General features: G+C 68.6%; 13 protein-coding genes and 1 pseudogene. 6 read left to right on the forward strand and 8 right to left on the reverse strand.

Going from position 1 to position 14,154, the window contains the following annotated elements; genetic code table 11:
• Positions 1–519 precede the first annotated feature (519 nt).
• Both ACH47Z_RS38665 and ACH47Z_RS38670 read right to left on the reverse strand, forming a co-directional pair.
• Entirely contained in the window at positions 520–786 is a 267-nt protein-coding gene (locus ACH47Z_RS38665) for a hypothetical protein (RefSeq protein ID WP_399082510.1), read from the reverse strand.
• Between the two features lie 421 nt (positions 787–1,207).
• Positions 1,208–1,558: a hypothetical protein gene (locus tag ACH47Z_RS38670; RefSeq protein ID WP_399082513.1), complete on the reverse strand. Its 351-nt coding sequence runs from the start codon at positions 1,556–1,558 to the stop codon at positions 1,208–1,210.
• A gap of 580 nt (positions 1,559–2,138) precedes the next feature.
• Between ACH47Z_RS38670 and ACH47Z_RS38675 the strand changes: the two genes are divergently transcribed.
• Positions 2,139–3,221, forward strand: coding sequence for a helix-turn-helix domain-containing protein (locus ACH47Z_RS38675; protein ID WP_399082515.1), 1,083 nt, complete (start codon positions 2,139–2,141; stop codon positions 3,219–3,221).
• 66 nt (positions 3,222–3,287) lie between these two features.
• Here ACH47Z_RS38675 and ACH47Z_RS38680 read toward each other — a convergent pair.
• Positions 3,288–3,410, reverse strand: a pseudogene (locus ACH47Z_RS38680) (peptide deformylase); the annotation flags it as partial.
• A gap of 89 nt (positions 3,411–3,499) precedes the next feature.
• Between ACH47Z_RS38680 and ACH47Z_RS38685 the strand changes: the two are divergent.
• Positions 3,500–5,317: an FAD-dependent oxidoreductase gene (locus ACH47Z_RS38685; protein WP_399082518.1), complete on the forward strand. Its 1,818-nt coding sequence runs from the start codon at positions 3,500–3,502 to the stop codon at positions 5,315–5,317.
• 599 nt (positions 5,318–5,916) lie between these two features.
• Here ACH47Z_RS38685 and ACH47Z_RS38690 read toward each other — a convergent pair.
• The 3 genes from ACH47Z_RS38690 to ACH47Z_RS38700 all read right to left on the reverse strand — a co-directional run bounded on the left by ACH47Z_RS38690 (position 5,917) and on the right by ACH47Z_RS38700 (position 8,574).
• On the reverse strand, positions 5,917–6,690 hold the full coding sequence (locus ACH47Z_RS38690) for a polysaccharide deacetylase family protein (RefSeq protein ID WP_399082521.1): 774 nt from the start codon (positions 6,688–6,690) through the stop codon (positions 5,917–5,919).
• 637 nt (positions 6,691–7,327) lie between these two features.
• Complete coding sequence (locus tag ACH47Z_RS38695) at positions 7,328–8,317, reverse strand: metallophosphoesterase family protein (RefSeq protein WP_399082524.1); 990 nt, start codon at positions 8,315–8,317, stop codon at positions 7,328–7,330.
• Complete coding sequence (locus ACH47Z_RS38700; RefSeq protein WP_399082527.1) at positions 8,314–8,574, reverse strand: plastocyanin/azurin family copper-binding protein; 261 nt, start codon at positions 8,572–8,574, stop codon at positions 8,314–8,316. The genes ACH47Z_RS38695 and ACH47Z_RS38700 overlap by 4 nt, the downstream gene beginning before the upstream one ends.
• A 614-nt stretch (positions 8,575–9,188) precedes the next feature.
• Here ACH47Z_RS38700 and ACH47Z_RS38705 point away from each other — a divergent pair.
• From ACH47Z_RS38705 to ACH47Z_RS38715, 3 genes are all read left to right on the forward strand, one after another.
• Positions 9,189–9,791: a sigma-70 family RNA polymerase sigma factor gene (locus ACH47Z_RS38705; protein ID WP_399082530.1), complete on the forward strand. Its 603-nt coding sequence runs from the start codon at positions 9,189–9,191 to the stop codon at positions 9,789–9,791.
• 25 nt (positions 9,792–9,816) lie between these two features.
• A complete protein-coding gene (locus ACH47Z_RS38710) occupies positions 9,817–10,611 on the forward strand; it encodes an anti-sigma factor family protein (RefSeq protein WP_399082533.1) in 795 nt (264 codons plus the stop codon).
• 181 nt (positions 10,612–10,792) lie between these two features.
• Positions 10,793–11,212, forward strand: a complete 420-nt coding sequence (locus tag ACH47Z_RS38715) for an ATP-binding protein (protein ID WP_399082536.1) — start codon at positions 10,793–10,795, stop codon at positions 11,210–11,212.
• A gap of 211 nt (positions 11,213–11,423) precedes the next feature.
• On the opposite strand, the gene ACH47Z_RS38720 is transcribed toward ACH47Z_RS38715, so the two are convergent.
• Positions 11,424–12,410: an aldo/keto reductase gene (locus ACH47Z_RS38720; RefSeq protein WP_399082539.1), complete on the reverse strand. Its 987-nt coding sequence runs from the start codon at positions 12,408–12,410 to the stop codon at positions 11,424–11,426.
• Between the two features lie 93 nt (positions 12,411–12,503).
• A complete protein-coding gene (locus tag ACH47Z_RS38725) occupies positions 12,504–13,856 on the reverse strand; it encodes a (2,3-dihydroxybenzoyl)adenylate synthase (protein ID WP_399082619.1) in 1,353 nt (450 codons plus the stop codon).
• A 65-nt stretch (positions 13,857–13,921) separates the two neighbouring features.
• Between ACH47Z_RS38725 and ACH47Z_RS38730 the strand changes: the two genes are divergently transcribed.
• The gene (locus tag ACH47Z_RS38730) at positions 13,922–14,149 is read left to right on the forward strand and encodes a hypothetical protein (protein ID WP_399082542.1); all 228 of its coding nucleotides are present in this window, start codon (positions 13,922–13,924) and stop codon (positions 14,147–14,149) included.
• Positions 14,150–14,154: the final 5 nt, after the last annotated feature.

A 14,154-nucleotide genomic window follows, 5' to 3' on the forward strand; every position in this document is an offset into this window, starting at 1 on the left:
AGGTAATGATCGGTTCCACAAAGCGACTTGCAGTATGGCGCACCTCAACTCACTTCCGTGAGTACTCAGCTTGCTTCACGCTGGCATGCGTGAGACGCCCGAGCAGGTCGGTGCACGGGATCAACAAGGCTTCGCGCAGCTGGCCGAGGGTCGGCGCCTCGCACAGCGCCGTCACCGCGGCCGCCCGCAAATACCATGGCGCGGGCATCCGGGCGCTGAGGCGCTCAGCCACCAGCCGCCGGTGGTTCGGGCACCGGGTGATGTCCTCGTGCTCGCAGTTCAGGCCGCCCTCGATGAACTCCGCAGGCGCAGTTCATGGACGCCTCCTATAACGACATGTGGCCCGGCCGGCGGCGGGCACCCGGAGATTCGGCCACACCTCGGTGACGAGAGTCTGACGACTGCACGTTCATGGGCTGTGGAGGATGCGTCTACGGAGAAGCGGTAGGTGCGCGCGGCCGAAGCCCATGCGCTTGAGGAGCTTGGCTCTCGTGACGTGTCCTTCGACCTGGCCTGAGCTCAGGGAGTGGCAAAGACGACGGTGACGGCGTCGAGGTCGCGGTGGAAGCCGTTGGCCGGCCAGTGCAGGGCGGGCAGGTTGTCGGCCTTGGCCCGGTCCATCCAGGTAGGAAGGGCCTCGGCGTTCCGGTCTTGCATCATCGCGGCGAAGTCGCGGACGTGCCGGACGGTGAGGTCGAGGTGTGGACAGCCGGTGCGGATCTCCTTGAACTCGGCAGCGTCGGCTTCTCGGAGCCGGTCGGGGGCGGTCATGATCCAGCGGATCACGCGCCGCGGCTTGGGGAGGGTCCTGACCGGGGGCAGGGGTGCGGATGGTGACTTCGGCAGCGGGCTGTGCGGCCTTGAGCTGGAGTTGCTCGGGTTCGGTGAGGTTTTCCGGGTGCCGGAGGATCCCCAGGTAGGCGCGAACGCGCTGGTAGCTACCCTTGTGGCCGAGCGGCACAATCTCCTCCCACCGCTTCCACGCGTTGGTGCAGCCCTCGTTCCAACGGTCGTCCAGGTGGGGCTTGTAGTCATCGAGCGCCGAGGGCCGGTTCTGCCACTGGCCGGTGAACCGGTGTCCTCATGGTCATTGGCGACACGGACGGGTCCGCAGCCGGGCCCGCCTTGTGTTCAGGCTGGGGCGCTGCGGGCGTCAGGCCGTGCAGGCAGAGGCGGCGCTGGGCGACGCTCCGCTCAGCGGCCTCGCTCAGGTTGTGCAAGAGATGCCGTCTGTCTGCGCCCTGGACCGCCTGCGGCGCTCCGGCCGCGGCGCCTTCAGCGAAGTACGGCGCGGGAGCAGATCGATCGGACGACGGGTTTCGACGTCCACCAGGACAGTGCCGTAGTGGCGGCGCTTGCGTGCGGCGTACTCGTCGACACCGGCCACCCCCGGTGCGGGCGCCTCCGCCTCGGGCAGCACGTCGACCAGACGCAGGACCGTGCTCCGGCTGACGGACACGCCGAGGACGGCAGCCAGCCAGACGCCGACCCGGCCGGCCGGGGCAAGACCGACTGCGGCCAGAGTGGAGCGCAGCCGCTCGGTGCGCCGGCCGTACATGCCACGTGAGGCCGGGTATCCGCTCCACGAAGGTACGACGGAGGCACACGGTGTACCGGCACCGGAACCGCCGAACTCACAACTGGGCACGACTCTTCGTCCAGCACTCGGTGCGTCAGTGGGAAACCGCAGGTTGGAGCTATGAACCCGGGTCGACCGGGCCCCGCACCCCGGGCAGGCGGCGCCGGCCGTGGTGCGTTGCGCGTCAACACGCACTATCTCGATGTTCACGTCCACCGGCAGCACCGCGATGTCCGCGATCGACGGAAACAACAGCTCCTCCAACCGGAGTGCACCCTCTTCCACGGTTCGGACTCTCAGCCCAACCGCCGCGGCCGGCGGTACTGGATCCGTACAAGGCGGTGATCGACGGGGCCCTGCGGTCGGGCCTGATGCGCCGTGCGAGCAGCGGCACACGGTCATGCGGATCTTCCACCGCCTGGTCGTAGACCATGGCGCTACTTCTCCGGGAGGGCGTGGCCGAGACCTGTGCCTGTTTATCACCTGTCCATTGGCGAGCGGTTGACTTACAGGTTGGTGGCTGCCCGCAGGGGGGCACGACCGATGGTGGGGGCTTTGGATGCTGAAAACGGTGTTTCGCAGCGGGGATCTGCCGGCACAGGACCGGCTGGCAGCCCTGGACGAACTCTGGGCCAACGACGCGCACCCCATGCGGGTGGTCAGCGACACTCCCGAGCATTTCCGGGCGACGGTCCGGATGCTGGATCTCGGGGCGGTCAACGTGGTGGGGCTGGCGGTCTCGCCGTGCGAGGTGCTGCGAACGCCGAAGCTGATCCGGCGAGCCGACCCCGAGCTGTGCTCGGTCATCGTGCCCTTGAGCGGCAGGCTCGCAGTCAGCCAGGCCGGGCACGACGTAGCGCTGGGCACCGATGAACTCGTCCTCTACGACAGTTCGCAGCCGTTCCGCATCCGGTTCACCGCCAAGGGCGGGGCAACCCGGCTCGTGCGCGCCCATATACCGCGGGCGCTGCTGGGGTTACCCGCCGATGGGCTGGAGCGGTTGCTGGCGAGACCGTTGCCGGCAGGTGCGGGGTTCGAGGGGCTGCTGAGCCGGTTCCTCGCCGAAGTGACCTTGAGTTCCACCCCCTACCGGCCCCACGACCTTCCCCGGATGGGTGTGCTTGCCCAGGACTTGTTGACCTCGGTGGTCACCCACCACCTGGACGCAGAGGGCACGGTGCCGGATGACTCGCGCCACAGGACGCTGATGCTGAGCATCGAAGCGTTCGTCCGACAACATATCGGCGATCCAGAGCTGTCGCCGGAAAGCGTCGCGTCCGCCCACCACATCTCGATCGGCCACCTGCACCGCCTGTTCCGGACCCGCGAGACCACGGTCGCGGCCTGGATCCGCCGACAACGTCTGGAATACGCCCGCCGCGACCTCGCCGATCCGGCACTGCACAGCGTGCCCATCCACCTGATCGCGACCCGCTGGGGCTTCAAGGACCACCCGACCTTCACCAGAGCCTTCCGCTCCGCTTACGGTGCCTCACCCAAGGAGTACCGCCACAACCCTGTGACCGTGATGATCCGTTACAGCCGCCGGCGTAGCACCACCCCTGATCGTCGGCAGCAGGGTACTCAGCGACAAGAAACGAGAGACTCGGCGCCAAAGCGCCCTCCCGTGACCACGCCCTGACTTGAGAGCGCCGAAAGGCCAACTGATACGACGGCGCAGAGGACGCGAGAGGAGGCCTCTGTCCGTCATGGTGAGGAACATGTCGTCGATGAGGGCTGAGAGGTCGGGCCCGAACTCGGTCACGTCCCGGCACGGCTACTGCAGGACCTCTTCGCCGACCGGGCTGCCTTCAACGAACACGCGTGGCATGTCTGTTTCTCCCCGTGATGGTGAGGATGCTGTGGAGGACGGGCAACAGGCTTCCGGGCTCCCGAAACCCTCCCTACCCTCCCGGAATCATGACAACAGAACACGCGCAGCAGCCCCAGCCGACCGTCGGACATTCCCGCAGACGTTTCCTCACGGCCGCCGGCGGCGCGGTCGGCGCGACCGCGTTACGGCCCGGAGCGCGGGCAGCCGCGGCCACGCCCTCCCGGCGGCGCGTCGCCGTCCTCGGCGGCGGCGTCTCCGGGCTCAGCGCCGCCCACGAGCTCGCCGAACGCGGCTACGCCGTCACCGTCTACGAGTACTACGACACCCTCGGCGGCAAGGCCCGCTCGATGGACGTCCCCGGCACGGCCGCCGGCGGCCGGGGGCCCCTGCCCGGCGAGCACGGCTTCCGCTTCTTCCCCGGCTTCTACCGGAACCTGCCGGACACGATGCGCCGCATCCCCTTCTCCGGCAACGCCGACGGCGTCCACGGCAACCTCCGGGGCGCCACGGAGGAGTTGTTCGCCCGCGGCTCGGGCCGCCCCGACCTGCACTTCCCGCTGCGCCGGATCACCACCCCGCCGGCGTCCGGCGACATCACCGCATCCTGGATCCGCGATCAGATCCTGTCCGTCCTGGATGTGGGCACCCGCCTGCCCGCAGACGAGGTCGCCTACTTCGCCGGCCGTCTCCTCGTCCACCTCACCAGTTGCGACGCACGCCGCGAGGGCCAGTGGGAGAAGGTCGCCTGGTGGGACTTCATCCGCGCGGGGGAGATGAGCAGGGAGTACCAGACGCTCCTCGGCATCGGGCAGACCCGCAACCTCGTCGCCACCCGCGCCGAGGTGGCGTCGACCAGGACGGTCGGCCGCGTCATCATCGAGGCCCTGATCCTGTGGGGCCTGCTCGGTCGCGGGCTTGACGGCAACGCCGACATCGACCGCGTCCTGAACGCTCCCACCAGCGAGGCCTGGATCGACCCCTGGCAGGCGCATCTGCGCTCGCTCGGCGTCGACTTCGTGACCGGCACGCAGGTACTGGAGGTCGGGTACGAGGGCGGGCGGGTGACGGGCGTCCGCGTCGCGGCCCGCGACGGCGGCCACGAGCGCACGGTCACCGCCGACCACTACGTCTCCGCGATGCCCGTCGAACACGCCCGCGCCACCTGGGGCAGGGCCCTGCGCGCCGCCGACCCGCAGCTCGGCCGGTGCGACGCGCTGAAGACGGACTGGATGACCGGCGTGATGTTCTACCTGCGCACGCCCACACCCGTCGTGCACGGCCACATCAACTGCCTCGACTCACCCTGGTCGGTGACGGCCATCGGCCAGGCGCAGTTCTGGGACGTACGGGACTTCTCCCGCGACTACGGCGACGGGCGGGCCCACGACTGCCTCTCCGCGATCATCTCGGAGTGGGACAAGCCCGGGATCCTGTACGGCAAGACGGCCAAGGAGTGCACCAGGGACGAGATCGTCGCCGAGCTGTGGGCGCAGCTGAAGGACGGGCTGAACGACGCGGGCAAGACCACGCTCAGGGACGAGGACCGCCTCGGCTGGTTCATGGACCCGGCGGTGACGGGCCTGGGCGGCCCTGACCCGCGCAACCGCGAACAACTCCTCATCCACCCGACGGGCACGCTCTACCACCGTCCCTCGGCGCGGACGGCGATCCCGAACTTCTTCCTCGCGGGCGACTACGTCCGCACCGACGTCGACCTCGCGACCATGGAAGGCGCGAACGAGTCCGCGCGGCGAGCCGTCAACGCCTTGCTCGACGCGGACCGTTCGGACGCCGAGCGGTGCCGTGTCTGGGAGCTGTACCGGCCGCCGGAGATGGAGCCCCTGAAGCGGATCGACGAGGTGCGCTACAGACTGGGTCTGCCCAACACCTTCGACCTGGGGTGAGTCGGAAGGGCCGCTGCTCCGGCGAGAGCGGCGGGATCGAATCAACCATGCGGGGCCTCCGCGCTTCGGCCGCGTCCCGATGGGCGTGTCGACGATCACGGTTTTCACGCGAACGTCCACAACAGGCGGGAACACCGGGTCGACGGCCCTGTGGCCCCCGTGACCGCAGCAGTGCCGCCAGCCCTCATCGCTGTGCCGAGGTGAGCGCAGCCACCCGTGACCGGCCTGGCCGGGTGGCCTGTGCGGCTGGCTGTGGCGCAATCACTGCGGGCAGGTCCGGATCGGTGTTCGCCACATACGCCTCGTTCGGGCCCGGAACGCTGGAGCGCGCGCACGCGGCCGGCCTTCCCGGCCGCGACCTGATCGGCTGGACGAGGAGCACCGCACGTCGGAGCGGATCGGTGAGCCCTGGGCGGACGTCCGCGACAACACCCGCATCCCCGCCCTGCGCCGCCTGTTCCCGACGTCGCCGCGCGGCTGCACTCGGACACCCGGAGCTCTACCCGAGCGCGGTCTGGGCCGACTTGCTGTGCGGCGACCACCCATCAGCCCACCGGCTGTGCGTGCTGGGCGAGTTCACCGGTGGCAATGAAGCCACGTCAGCTTGCGGGAAGGCTGAACCTGTAGCCCTGCTGGGTCAGCCAGGGGAGCAGTTGGCGCAGGGCCGCTATTGTCTGGCTGCGGTCGCCGCCGCCATCGTGCATGAGGATGATGCCGCCAGGACGCAGTTCCCGTTTCGCGGTGGCAAGCATCGAGGCGGCTCCGGGGCGCGCCCAGTCACGGGTGTCGACGGTCCAGCCCAGCGGGCGTAGCCCGGCTTGCACAGCTATCTGGCGGTTATCGGGGCTGAAGTCGCCTCCGGGGGCTCGGAACCACCTGATCTGGGTGCCTGGCCCGCCAGCCTTGATGATCATGTCCTTGGCTGCGGTGATCTCGTGGACCTGCCGGTCGTGCGGGAGGGTGCGCATCGGTTGGGGGTGGTCCACGGTGTGATCGCACAGCCGGTGGCCATCGGCGATGATGCGCTTGACCAGGGCGGGGTTTGCGGCAGCCTGTGTGCCGATCTGGCAGAAGGTCGCCTGGGCGTGGTACTGCGCGAGCAAGTCCAGAATTTGGCCGGTGGCCGCCCCCGGGCCGTCATCGAAGGTGAGTGACACGGTCCGACCGCCCGTCGCCGCACTGTAGGCGATCGAGGCGCTTGGGGCATGGGAAGGGGCGGCATGCGCGCTGTTGCCAGATGCGGCGTTTGCGGTTGTACCGATGCCGGCCAGGGCGAACGAGGCGGCAACTGTGCAGCCGACAGCCGCACGGCGCAACAGGCGGACGGATTTCGGGTTCGGCATGCCGTACTTGCTCCTGGCGTTGCTGGCCATTTCGGGATGGCGACGACGGGTTCCCACGACGATGACCAAATTCCTGGCGGAAGCAAAGCATTCGGTGACATTTGGGGCTTTTGTCACAACCCACATTTAATGGTGACCCTGCGCTTAAGGGCAGCAACGTTCGGCAACCCCAGGCGGGTGCCAGTCACGGGCTCAGGGGCCTGACCAGCCCTTCAGGCCGGGCCGAGGGCCGAGGAGGATCGAGCCTTCGGCCACAGATCGACACGTCGGCCGAGGCCGGAGCGGCTACTGCCAGCACGGAACGCGGGCGCTTCTTTCCAAGAGAGCCGGCCGGTCGGTCACACAGCCGACCTGAAGGCCTATCCAGCACCATGACCCCGTAACGTGACACCAACACTACAATGAGCGATCATCAGGGAGCGGGAACACATGCCCGCCCATCACCGGCGGGACGAAGCGATCGGCCGAACACGCAGCGGGCACGGCATGCCCGTAGGAGCGAAGTCGAACGGGCCGTCAACGCCCTGCTGGGCTGCCACGCCGCTGCAATCGGATACGACAAGGGAGCGTACGTCTGCCAAGGCAGGGTCACCCTCGCCGCGGTCTGGCTATGGCCCCGGTGAACACCTGCCGAACGGTCCGCTCACGGGGAGAAATCTTCCCCTGCTCACGCCAGCCTCTTGTCCTTGATCGCCAGCTCCCGGTCTCCCTGCTGGTAGCCCACGGTGCGAAGGCCCAGCGCGGCCTTGAGCTGTCGGGCGGGCACGACCTGGGGAGTGGGGGCGGGGGCCCGTCCCGGTTTCGGCAGTGGGTAGGCGGTGGTGGTAGCGGAGTGGAAGGTGATGTTGCCCTCTGTCTTGGTGAACAGTTGGTGGACGTGTCCGTTGAGACAGGTCACCGAGGAGAAGCGGCGCAGGAGCGCGATCACCTTCAACGCGTCGTCCGTGCTCCAGCCCCACTGGGGGTACATGGCGAACAGCGGGATGTGGCTGAAGACCACGATCGGAGTGTCCGATGACAGTCCCGCCAGGTCTTTGCGTACGAAGTCGATCTGCTCGGTGCCGAGGTGGCCCAGCTTTTCCAGGCTCAGAGTGTTGACCAGGGCGATGAAGTGCACTCCATGGGTGTCGAAGCTGTACCAGCCGTCGCCGAGCGTGCTCTTGCCGAAGATCTTCCGGTATGTGCGGCCCGCATCACCGATGGAGTCGTGCTCGCCGGGCACGGTGAAGACGCGGTCCGTCCGCAGCCGGGTCATCATCTGCCTGACCTGGTCGAACTGGTCCGCTGTGGACAGATGTGTCAGGTCGCCGCTGTGCATGACGAAGTCGGGCCGGAACCCGAGCGCATTGACCTGATCGATCGCTTCGGTGAACGAGCCGACCACGTCCATGTTCGCCGGCCCGTGAAAGCCGATGTGGCTGTCGGAGACCTGCACGAACCGCAGGCCGCCGCTGGTTCCCGCGGCGGCCTCGGCGCGGGTGCCCCGGGAGCCGGCGATGTGGCTGGTCACCTCTCCGCCGGCCACGGTCAGTACGACGGCCCCGCCGAACCATCCCGCGTGCCGGATGAGTTGACGCCGTGTCATGCCGTGTTCTCCGACGGGCTGGTCGGCGGCGCCGGCCGGGGTCGCATCCTGAGCGTCACGGTACCCGGTCATCGGGTCACCTCCACCTTGGCCGTCATGAAGGGATGGATGGTGCAGAGATAGGCGTAGGTGCCCGGCTTGGTGAACCGGTAGCTGTAGGTGGCGTGGCCGGCCAGAGCGGGCGAGTGCAACGGTCCGCCCGATCCGGCGCTGGTGACGGTGTGGGCATCGGCGTCCTGGTTGGTCCAGGTCACCGTCGTGCCCGCTGTGACCTTCAGCGTGGTCGGGGAGAAGGCGAAGTTCTTGATCGCCACGGTGTCTGCGGTCACCGGCGCATCAACTGCGCCCGTCTTCGGCGGGCTCGCGGGCATGCCCATGCTGGGCATCGCTGAGGCGCCGGGCGCCGTGCTCGCCGTATGTCCCGGCGCGGAGGCACCGGGCATCCCGGCCACCTCACGCTGACCAGGACCAGGCGTGATGGCACCGGCTGCGGTGGAGTGCGGGGACTGGCCGCACGCGCTCAGGAACCCCAGGGCGGCTGCCGTAACGGCTGCGAGCCCGGCCGCGACGCGTGATCGCCGGCCGGCATGACCAGAATTCGGGTACATGGTGTGTTCCTCACCGATCAGGAAGAGGGGGAAGGTGGTGGCCGAGCACACACGACGGCCTGACGCGCACGGGATTCGCGCGCGGCGGCCGCACGTCCCGCAATGAGCCCTGCGAGCGGGGATTCGTGTGGCGGCGTCAGTGCAGCGACGCTCGTCGACGATGTGCCGTGGGTTTCGGCTCTTGCCTGACTTCACGGGCAACAGAGCCGCCCGGTTCGACTGATACGCGCCTTTTGTTCGACTTTCTTCGCGATCTCCTCAGATCGAATCAGTCGCCACAGGTGTCACACGGCACGTAGCACGACAAAAAGACACATCTGCGTAATGATCGCCTTATGCCATGGAGCGCCCGCAAACGTGGTCAAGCAGCTGATACGGATCGCTCCGCGCGCCGTGTCTCTGATGAGGGGACCATTTCGGCCACGGACGAGGAACTGATCCGCGCTCTGTATGCCGAGCACGCGGGTCCCCTGTTCCACTACGCGCTGCGCCTGACGTCAGGAGACAGGCAGTGGGCCGAGGATGTCGTACAGGAGACGCTGCTGCGGGCGTGGCAGCACCCCACCGCGTTCGAACCCCGGCGCGGTCCTGCCCGAGCCTGGCTGTTCACGGTCGCCCGGCACCTGGTCATCGACGCCCACCGGGCCCGGCGAGCCAGGCCTGCGGAGACCGGCGGCGAGGCCCTGGAGCGGGCCGCCGAGCAGGCAGTGGGCGAGGACCAGATCGAGCAGGCGCTGCAGAGCTGGGCGGTCGCCGACGCCATCCGGACGCTGTCCCCGGACCACCGCGCCGTACTGGTCGAGACGTACTACCGGGGCCGGACCATGGCGGAGGCCGCGGGCGCCCTGGGCATCCCGCTGGGCACGGTCAAGTCACGGTCGTACTACGCCCTGCACGCCCTCCGGCTCGCGCTCCAGGAACGAGGCATCGAGCCATGACCGAGGCATGGAGGAGGTGCCGGCCATGAACAGGGACCACGACGCCCTGCGGATGGCGCTGGGAGGCTACGTCCTGAGCGCGCTGCCCCCCGCCGAAATGGAGCAGGTGCGCACCCACCTGGCGACATGCGAGGCATGCCGGGCGGAGTACGAGCAGCTGGCCGGACTGCCGGCGTTGCTCGCCATGGTCACAGCGGCCGAAGCGGCAGGCCAGACGGCGCCCTCCGGCGACAAGGACATGACCGACCGCTTGGTACGACGGGCGGCCGAGAGCACGCAGGGCGCACCGCAGGAACCGTCCGGCATGTCTGCGGCGCCTCAGGCTCCCGAGGCAGGACTGGTCGACAGGATGCTCCAGCAGGCCGCGGCCAGGCGCCGCAGGACCTGGCGGTTGCAACTGGCCGGTGCGGCCGCCTCCCTGATGCTGGTCGCGGCGGCGGCAGTCGGCGGCACCTGGCTGGCGGCCAGCACATCCGTGACAAGTCAGGGTAAGCAGCCCGGACCTACCGCGCCGAGTCCGTCGCGCACCTTCTCCGGAAACGATTCCACCACCGGCGTCACCGCCTCGGTGAAGGTCTTCCCTTCGGCCTGGGGTAGTGTCCTTCAGGTCTCGGCCCATGGTGCGCCAGCCGGCGTGATCTGCCGATTGCAGGCCATCGGGCCCGGCGGAACCAGGGCGGACGGCGCCACCTGGCGGGCCGGCACGTACCCGGCCGGAACGAAGATTCCAGGGGCGGTCCCCCTGCCTCCGGGGGCCATCGAGCGCTTCGAGATCACCAACGCGGGGAACGGCCAGAAGCTGGTCACGATCCGAGCGTGAGGTCAGCCGGAAGCCGCCAAGCCGGGAAAAGGTACGAATCACTCGAACCGTATGCCACTCGCCATGCGTATTACCGGATGAGTGCTCACATACCGGTTCCGGTGTACCGACCGCCTCCACGTTCTTGGCGGTCCCCCACCTTGATCCAGCCTCCGCACCCGCACAGAAGAGCCAGAAGACCATGTTTGTCACCGATTCCGAGCGCACCAGCTCACTGCCCTGCTCCCATCGGGCGACGCTGACCCTGCCCGCGCAGGAGGCGCATGTGTCCGCCGCGCGCCACTTCACGGCGGACCTGCTGGAGTGCTGGAGCGTTCCCGAGAGCGAGCGTGACTCCGCCGTTCTCATCGTCGACGAACTCACCGCCAACGCCGCCCAGTACGGCCACGAGTGCATGACGTTGGTACTCGTCCTCGACCACGGCGCCCTGTACATCGTGGTCAGTGACTCGGGTACGGCGGTGGAGCGCGGTGCGCACGACGTAGCCCCGGACGAACACGGCCGCGGAACCGGCATCGTCCAGTACCTCGCGCAGTCGACCGAGATCCACCAGACACGCGGCGGCCGCGAAGTCCGCGCCTGCCTCCGGTGCTCGGCGTGACCGGCCCCGGGATTTCGCTGCTGCGCGAATAGTGGTCCCGAATCAAAGCGCCCACGGAGCCGCATCACGACGCCTTGTCGTCACCAACAGCCCGCGATGTGGCGCTGGTTGGAGTCGCCCTGGCCAACCGGTTCGACGTCCGGATCAACTACGCCCCCGTCCACCTCCCCCACGGAGTTGCTCGGCATGATTCCCCAGACTCCGCCGATGCTCAGCGGTTGACGAAGGTGAGGCTGGTCGCGTCGTAGCGGGTGCCCGCGATCTGCTCGGTCGGAGCGGCGGCCTCGATGGCGGCGAGGTCCTCGGGGGACAGCTCGACCGTCAGGGCCGCGAGGTTCTCCTCCAGGTACTGCTGCCGCCGGGTGCCGGGGATCGGTACCACGTCGTCGCCCCGGTGCTGGACCCAGGCCAGGGCGAGCTGGCCGGCGGTGACGCCCTTGGCCTCGGCCAGCTCGTTCAGCTCGGCCACGATCGCCAGGTTGCGTTCGAGGTTGCCGTCGGCGAAACGCGGCTGGCTTCGCCTCACGTCACTCTCCGCCATCCCCTCGACCGAGCGGTAGCGGCCGGTCAGGAAGCCGCGCCCGAGCGGGGAGAACGGGACGATGCCGATGCCCAGTTCGCGGCAGACCGGGACGATCTCTGCCTCCAGGTCGCGGGTCCACAGCGACCACTCGCTCTGCAGCGCGGCGATCGGATGCACGGCGTACGCCCGCCGAATGGTCCCCGCCCCGGCCTCGGACAGCCCGAGGTGGCGGACCTTGCCCGCCTGGACCAACTCGGCCATGGCGCCGACGGTTTCCTCGATGGGCACCTGCGGATCGACCCGGTGCTGGTAATAGAGGTCGATGTGGTCGACCCCGAGACGGCGCAGCGAGGCCTCGCACGCCTGCCGCACGTAGGCGGCGTCACCGCGGATCAGGGTGGGCTCGCCCAGGCGGTTGGCGAAGCCGAACTTCGTGGCCAGCACCACCTCGTCCCGCCGCCCGGCAACAGCGCGTCCGATCAGCTCCTCGTTGTGCCCGCTGCCGTAGAAGTCGGAGGTGTCCAGGAACCTCACCCCGAGGTCGAGGGCGTGGTGCAGCGTCGCGATCGACTCCGCGTCGTCCGTGGCGCCGTAGCCGTGACTCATTCCCATACACCCCAGGCCCTGCGCGCAGACCTCCAGTTCGCCGAGGTGCCGGGTGGGGACGGTGGTCATACTGCTGCCTCCTGGGCTCGTCGGAACCGTCTGTCCAAGACGCTAGGAATTGGAGCGCACTCCATGTCAAACGACGGGGACGGAACCCGCATGTCAGTCCTCCGACATGACGGTTTCAGCGTGTGGGTTACCGGGGCTCGCGAGACCAGAGTCCGCCTCCATGCGGCCTTCGATGACGAGGTTGTCGTCTTCGGTGAGGCGTGCGATGTGATCGGTCTTGTAGAAGCCGTCGGGAGTGAAGGCGCGGGTGTTCTCGTCGGGGGCCTTGTAGTAGCCGCGCAGGGTGTAGGGGCCACGCGTCCAGAGCTGCCCGGGAGTGCCCGCCGGTACGTCGGTGCCGTCCGAGTCGGTGATGCGGATCTCGTCCCCGGGCGAGAGAGGGCGACCCTGCGTGTGATGGATGACATCGTCGGTGTCGCTGAGGTGGGTGAGGCAGAGCAGTCCCTCAGCCATCCCGAAGACCTGTTGGAGGCGGCAGTCGAAGGCCTGTTGGATGCGCGCCGCACGTTCGGGGCGGAGGCGTGCGCCGCCGATCTGGATGAGGCGCAGGCTGGAGAGGCTGTACTGGCCGTTGCGGAAGGTGTCCAGCCACAGTTGCGCGACAGCGGGGACGAGGGAGGTGACGGTGACCTTCTCCGTCTCGATCATGCGGAAGGCATCGGCGGGGCCAGGGTCGTCGATCAGCACGACGGTGCCGCCGGTGGCGAGGGTACCGACGATGCCGGGACAGCCGAAGGCGAAGTTGGACTCGGCCGGGAGGGCCGCGAGGTAGACGTCTTCTGGGCCGAGGCCGATCACTTCGGCTGCGGCTCGGGTCTGGTACGCGTAGTCGTTGTGGGTGCGCGGGACCAGCTTGGGTGCGGACGTGCTCCCCTCCGACAGCAAGAAGAACGCGACGTCGTTGGGATCGTACCTGCGGTCCGGGTCGCTCGGAGCGTCCACGGAGCGGAGGGGGAAGAACAGGCATCCACTGGGAGAGGTGGCGAAGCCTCCTTGGACGCCTTCAGGGCCGTCGTGGGTGAAGGCACGGCGCAGACGCGGATTGTCGTGGCTGATCTCCGCGGCCATTTTCGCGTGGTCGAAGCCGTGGTGGACGCTGGGGCCGATGTAGGCAGCGGCTTCAGTGGTATGGGCGAGATATCCGATCTCGTCGGCGCGATGAGAGGTGGGCACGAACACCGGGAGGGCGCCGGCACGCATGAGGGCGTAGACGGTGATGACGAACTCGGGCACAGTCGGGAGCTGGACGATGACCCGGTCGCCGGGGCGGATGCCCCGGAGCGTGAGCCCGCCCGCCACGCGATCGACGCGGCGGTTCAGTTCGCGGTAGGTGAGGCGACGATCGCCATGGACGAGGGCGGTACGGGTGGCGTACGTGCGGGCGTGCTCGGCGAGGAGTTGGGGCAGGGCGGCGCCCTGGTAGTCCTGAGGAACTGCCTGGTGCAGCGGTGTGGTCGACCAACGACGGCTTGGAGATCACCGCGGCAGCTTGGCGGCAGGTGACGTAGTGCATGGCTGTCTTCTCCCGCACGCCGAACAAGCTCGATCCCGGCCGGGTGGGGCTTGGCATTCGGCGGCCGGGTCTGCAACTCGGTGATGCGCTCGGCCGGTTCGGGGTCGAACTCCTCGGGCTCGGCGGTCCGGAAGGCGACCGAGTCGCAAGGGCCTGTGGGCGAGGACGCTGCGCCGGTTTCGGCCACGACCACACCGAACCGAAGTCGACGGGCGTTCCGTGGTAGGAGTC

This window comes from Streptomyces sp. NPDC020192, assembly GCF_044388685.1.
GTDB lineage: Bacteria > Actinomycetota > Actinomycetes > Streptomycetales > Streptomycetaceae > Streptomyces.